This window comes from Methylocaldum sp. (assembly GCF_039794385.1).
Lineage (GTDB): Bacteria > Pseudomonadota > Gammaproteobacteria > Methylococcales > Methylococcaceae > Methylocaldum.
On the sequence record NZ_JBDIVO010000323.1, the window covers coordinates 1 to 5,063 of the forward strand.

General features: G+C 61.3%; 6 protein-coding genes. All 6 read left to right on the top strand.

All coding sequences use genetic code 11. The features are described 5' to 3' along the window. Positions 1-259 precede the first annotated feature (259 nt). Positions 260-1,117 (top strand): vWA domain-containing protein, encoded by an 858-nt coding sequence (locus ABJK70_RS19795; protein ID WP_347258858.1) that lies wholly within the window; start codon positions 260-262, stop codon positions 1,115-1,117. Next, positions 1,114-2,097 carry a nonribosomal peptide synthetase MxaA gene (locus ABJK70_RS19800; RefSeq protein WP_347258859.1) on the top strand — a complete coding sequence of 328 codons (984 nt, stop codon included), beginning with the start codon at positions 1,114-1,116 and terminating at the stop codon, positions 2,095-2,097. Before ABJK70_RS19795 ends, ABJK70_RS19800 begins: the two co-directional genes overlap by 4 nt. Beyond that, positions 2,094-3,086, top strand: a complete 993-nt coding sequence (locus tag ABJK70_RS19805) for a vWA domain-containing protein (protein WP_133715939.1) — start codon at positions 2,094-2,096, stop codon at positions 3,084-3,086. Before ABJK70_RS19800 ends, ABJK70_RS19805 begins: the two co-directional genes overlap by 4 nt. Continuing rightward, the gene (locus tag ABJK70_RS19810; protein ID WP_086133143.1) at positions 3,071-3,637 is read left to right on the top strand and encodes a hypothetical protein; all 567 of its coding nucleotides are present in this window, start codon (positions 3,071-3,073) and stop codon (positions 3,635-3,637) included. Before ABJK70_RS19805 ends, ABJK70_RS19810 begins: the two co-directional genes overlap by 16 nt. After that, a complete protein-coding gene (locus ABJK70_RS19815) occupies positions 3,634-4,584 on the top strand; it encodes a vWA domain-containing protein (RefSeq protein WP_347258860.1) in 951 nt (316 codons plus the stop codon). Before ABJK70_RS19810 ends, ABJK70_RS19815 begins: the two co-directional genes overlap by 4 nt. A gap of 102 nt (positions 4,585-4,686) precedes the next feature. Next, positions 4,687-5,063: SRPBCC family protein (locus ABJK70_RS19820; RefSeq protein WP_347258861.1), on the top strand; the 377-nt coding region annotated here is incomplete at its 3' end.

The following is a 5,063-nucleotide window of genomic DNA, read 5'->3' on the forward strand; positions in this document are numbered from 1 at the left end:
TGGTGGATAAAATCCTCCATTCGATTGCCGCACCGTGATTGCTAGCCTGCATTTCTCACACCCCTTCTACTGCGGACGCCGATTCGCTCGCCGTGGCGCACCGTACTCTTTCGCGCCGGCTCGACGTCGTAGGTCGGCAATCCTTTGCCGACGAGCGTGTGTCGGGAAAGGATTGCCGACCTACCACGACGCCGCCACTCAGTCCGTGCGGCGCGCCGCACCGACGCCTCGACGTCCTCGCTACGAAGGGGTGTGAGAAATGCAGGCTAGGCATACCGAGGAATTCCATTACCGGGTGTCCTGGCGTTCCGATGCCGTGCGCCCCGGGTTTCATCCGAGCCGGCGCTCCGGTAGCGGCGAGCGCTTTCACGGGCTCGCGCCCTTGCTGAAACACCCGGATCCGCGCCGGATCGATCTCCGGGCCAGCGTGCTCGATCCCTTCGGCGGCTATGCCGTCCGGATCTACGAGCAACGCAGTGCCATCAAGGTGTTCGCCATCGTGGATTTGTCGGCGTCGATGGAGTTTCGCGGCATCGGTTCCAAAATGGACACGCTGGCCGATTTCCTGGCGTCTTTGGCCTTGTCCGCGTACCGCACCGGCGACTCCTTGGGAATCATCGGTTGCTCGGAAAAGATCCACGCCGAATTTTCCCTGCCGCTGTGCCGTCACCCCGCCATGGCTTTGAACCTGGTGAGGCGTCTGCGCCGGTTTCGACCCAAGGGGACAAACGCCCGTGGCCTGGTGGAAGCGGCGCGATGCGTGCCCAATTCGCGTTCATTGGTTTTTCTCGTCTCCGACTTCCACATGCCCTTGACCTTGGTCAAACGGATTCTGGTGTCTCTGGGGCCGCACGATGTAGTGCCCTTGGTATTTTGGGACGCGAGCGAGATGGGGGGCGAGGCTACGCTCGGATTTCGCCGTATGCGCGACCTGGAAGACGGTTCGGAGCGCTTGCTGCTGTTACGCCCGAAGCTTCGTGCGCGGCTGGAAGAATCCTACCGGGATCGGCGGGAGCGTCTGGTTCATCTGTTCCTCAGTCACGGGCGGGAGCCGCTGTTTCTCGAAGAAGGATTCAAGGCCGACTATCTTACCCGGTATTTTCAGCGCGCCTTATGAAAAGGACGTACCTCGCTTTTCTGCTGCTTTTTTTAGGCGCTGCTGTTTCGCACGGCGGCGAGACTCCCGGCCCGGTCAGGGATTTTCAGGTCTCGACGCCGCGTCCATTCGGCTATGCCATCGGTGATGTTATCCGGCAGACGCTGAATGTCGCGGTCGATCGGCAAGCCTTGCTCGACCGAAATTCGCTTCCTCCGAGCCGAATCAATCGCTGGCTGGAACTGCGGGAGGCGAACGTACGGGAGTCGGAGCACGACGGTCTGCGCCGCTATTCGATAGAACTCGCCTATCAAAGTTTTTACGCGCCATTGGAGGTCAAGAATCTGGCGATTCCCGCCTTCAAGCTGGCCTTTACCCACGGTGAGGATGTCTTCGAACTGGAAGTGCCGGCCTGGCGTTTCACCACGGCGCCGATTCGCGAGCTTTCGATTCTTCGGGAGGAAGGGCTGGAGCCGATGCAGCCTGATGCGCCTCCCGCGCTTCCGAGCCGAACCGGTCCGCTCCGAGGACTGGCTTCGGCCGCCGCCGCCGGCGCGGGGGCTGGATTGTACCTCGTTTATCTTTACGGCTATCTTCCCTGGCAGCAGAGAGGCCGCCATTTCAGAGCGGCCTGCCGCTCCGTCCGGACCTTGAGCCGAGCATCCGGGACGCCGGACTATTCCTCCGCCTATACCGCCATCCACCGGGCGTTCAACGGCGTAAACGGGCAGCCGCTATTTTCGGATCATCTGGAGGCATTCTTTGCGGATCATCCGGCATTCGAACCTTTGCGCGAGGAAATTGCCGCCTTTTTCGCGAGCTCCTACGATTTCTTTTTCACCGAACGGCCCAAGGACAAGTTCGTCGGGAACGAACTTGGACCGCAAAGCGGGCCCCGAAGGGGCGAACCCCAGAGAGGGGGGGCGCAGACGGAATTTCCGATGCCCAGGCTCTTCCGCCTTTGCCGGGACTGTTACGACGTAGAGCGGAATCTTCGATGAATCTGGCGGTCGATCATGCCTGGGTTCTGCCGTTCCTCGGCCTCGCTCTGCTGCCGCTGGTCCGTTTGCCGGTGACTGGCTTCGATGCGCCGTGGAATGCGTTGCTGCCCGCCGATGCGCAATCGCGCGTCTGGACCTGGCTGATCAAGCTGATGGGCGTCGTCGCCATCACCGGTCTGGTGCTCGGACTCGCCGGGCTGCATCGGGAGGAATATGCGGTCGATCGAGTCGGTAACGGCGCCCATATCGTGTTGCTTCTCGACCGCAGCCAGAGCATGGACCACAGTTTCGCGGGGCGTGCGACGTCGGGCGCCGAAGAGGCGAAATCAGCCGCGGCAGAGCGCTTGCTCAGCGAATTCGTCAGCGAACGAAAGAACGACCGGACCGGCGTCGCGGCCTACAGCACAGGCCCCTTATTCGTACTGCCCCTGACCGACGACCGCGAGGCGGTGCTGGCCGCGGTGCGCGCCTTGCGTTTGCCGGCCCTGGCGCAAACGCACATCGGTAAAGGCTTGCTGCTGGCGCTGTCGTACTTCGCCGGCCAGGCGCTCACCGGGTCTCGCATCGTGCTGCTGGTGTCCGACGGCGCGGCGGTTGTCGATCCGGACAGCGAGCAGAAACTGCGCAAGCTGTTCAAGGAGCATCAAATCCGCCTGTACTGGATTTTTCTCCGGACTCTCGGAAGTCCCGGCATCTTCGAAATACCGGAGGATCCGCGCGACGATAACGCGAGCGTCCGGCCCGAGCGTTATCTGCATTTGTTTTTCGAAAGCCTCGGCATCCCGTACAAGGCATACGAGGCGGAAAATCCGGCTGCCCTGCGTCAGGCCATAGCCGATATCGACCGGATCGAAAGCCTGCCGATCCATTATCAGGCACGCATTCCGCGCCTCGATCTGACGCCGCTCTGCTACGGCGCGGCAGGTTTCGCGTTGCTGCTGTTGATCGGCGTGAAACTCTCGGAAGCTGAATCATGGGAAAAAGCCTAGAGCTGAAAATCGCGCTGCTGGCGCTAGCCGTTTCGACCATCGCCGGAATATTGGAATGGCAGGAGCTCCGGCGGATCGAGCTTGCCGGGGAGCAGGTTCGAAGCTTGCTGAGCGGCACCGATATTTCCCCGGACGATCGAGTCCGTGCGGCGCCGGAAGTGAGGCTGGCTCGGGCGGTTTATCTCGCCGGCAAGGATCGTCATGAAGAGGCCCTGGATGCCTACGGCTATCTGGTCGACCAGGGCGATACCCGATTTCGCGTTACGGCCCTGTTCGATCTCGGGAACCTGCACTTGCGACGCGCCTTGACACACGTGGAACAAAACGAGATCAACCGGGCGCTGCCGCTGGTGGAATTGGCCAAGGATGCCTACAAGAAGGCGTTGCGCCTGGACCCGAACCACTGGGACAGCAAATACAACCTGGAAGTCGCCATGCGGCTTCTGCCGGAAATGGACAGGATTCGCCGCGAGGGCGGAGAAGAGGAAAACGATGAAGAAGAGGGGGCGCTGTGGACCACGGTGCCGGGTTTTCCGCGGGGCCTGCCTTGAAGTTGTCCACCCGCGCACGCGACCCGCGCTTCGTCTGTCTGGCTCTGGCCTTGCTCAGCGTCGGGGTTACGCTTTTCCATCCCACCCTGAAGCTGTCGCGGCCGGTATTCGATCACATCGTCGTCGTCGACATTACCCGGAGCATGAACGTCGCCGATTATCGGGTAGAAAGCCGGTCGACGAGCCGCTTGGAAACAGTCAAGTCCGCCTTGCGCTCGGCCCTGCGGGAATTGCCCTGCGGTTCTCGGTTGGGGCTGGGGCTCTTCACCGAGCGAAGATCCTTCCTGCTGTTCGAGCCCATCGAAGTCTGCCGCGGGTTCGAAGCGGTCGATACCGCCATTGAGCACATCGATTGGCGCATGGCCTGGGGTGCCGACAGCCGCATCGCCGATGGACTCTACGATGCCTTGAATCAATTTCAGAATTACGGTTCGAACCTGGTTTTCGTTACCGACGGCCAGGAAGCCCCGCCTCTCAATCCTCGCTACAAGCGGGAGTTCGGCGCTTTCAAGGGCAAGCTCAGGGGATTGATCGTCGGAGCCGGGGGGCTGAGCCCGGCGCCCATTCCGAAATTCGACGAACGCGGCGAAGCCGTCGGTTTCTATTCGGAGGACGACGTCCCTCACCGATCCTCGTTCGGGCTGCCGCCCAAGCCGCCTTCCGAGATCGAGGGCTATCACGAGCGGAACGCGCCGTTCGGCAGCGAGCGGGTGATCGGGACCGAGCATCTGTCCTCGCTCAAGGAAGACTATCTTCGCCAACTGGCCGACGAGACCGGACTCGTTTACCGGCGGCTGGAGAAACCCGAGGAATTGAGCTTGGCGCTTAAGAGCCCGGAGTTCGCGCGCCTCGAAGCGGTTGCCGCGGATATTCGCTGGCTGCCTGCCGGCCTGGCTCTGGCCGCGCTGGCCGTGCTTTACGGCATTCTGCCGTTTAGGCTCCGCTGATGGATAGCACGGTTTATATCGCGGGGTGAAACCTGTCTTGAGCTATGTCGAAAGGCCCGCTCCCACCATTCTTTTTCATTAACCCGAGGAGTTGTGTATTCCATGAAAATGATCGTTCCTGCCTTGTTGACGCTGGGTTTGGCTTTTTCCGCCGGAGTTTCGGCCCATGGTCCGACACCCCAGAAGGTGGTCGAAACCGTCGAAATCGACCGCCCCATCGAAAAAGTCTGGGAGACGGTCAAGGAGTTCGGCGCCGTCGCGCAATGGAATCCGGCCATCTCGAAAAGCGAAGCCCAAGGCGGCAACAAGCCTGGCGAAAAGCGTACCCTGACTTTTCCGAACGGCGAACAACTGGTGGAGGAACTCGACTTTTACGACGAAAAAACCTACGAGTACGACTACCGGCTGATGGAAGCCAACGTCAAGGCGCTGCCGGCGAGTTCCTATTCCGCTGTATTGAAGCTGACGCCGGCGGGGCA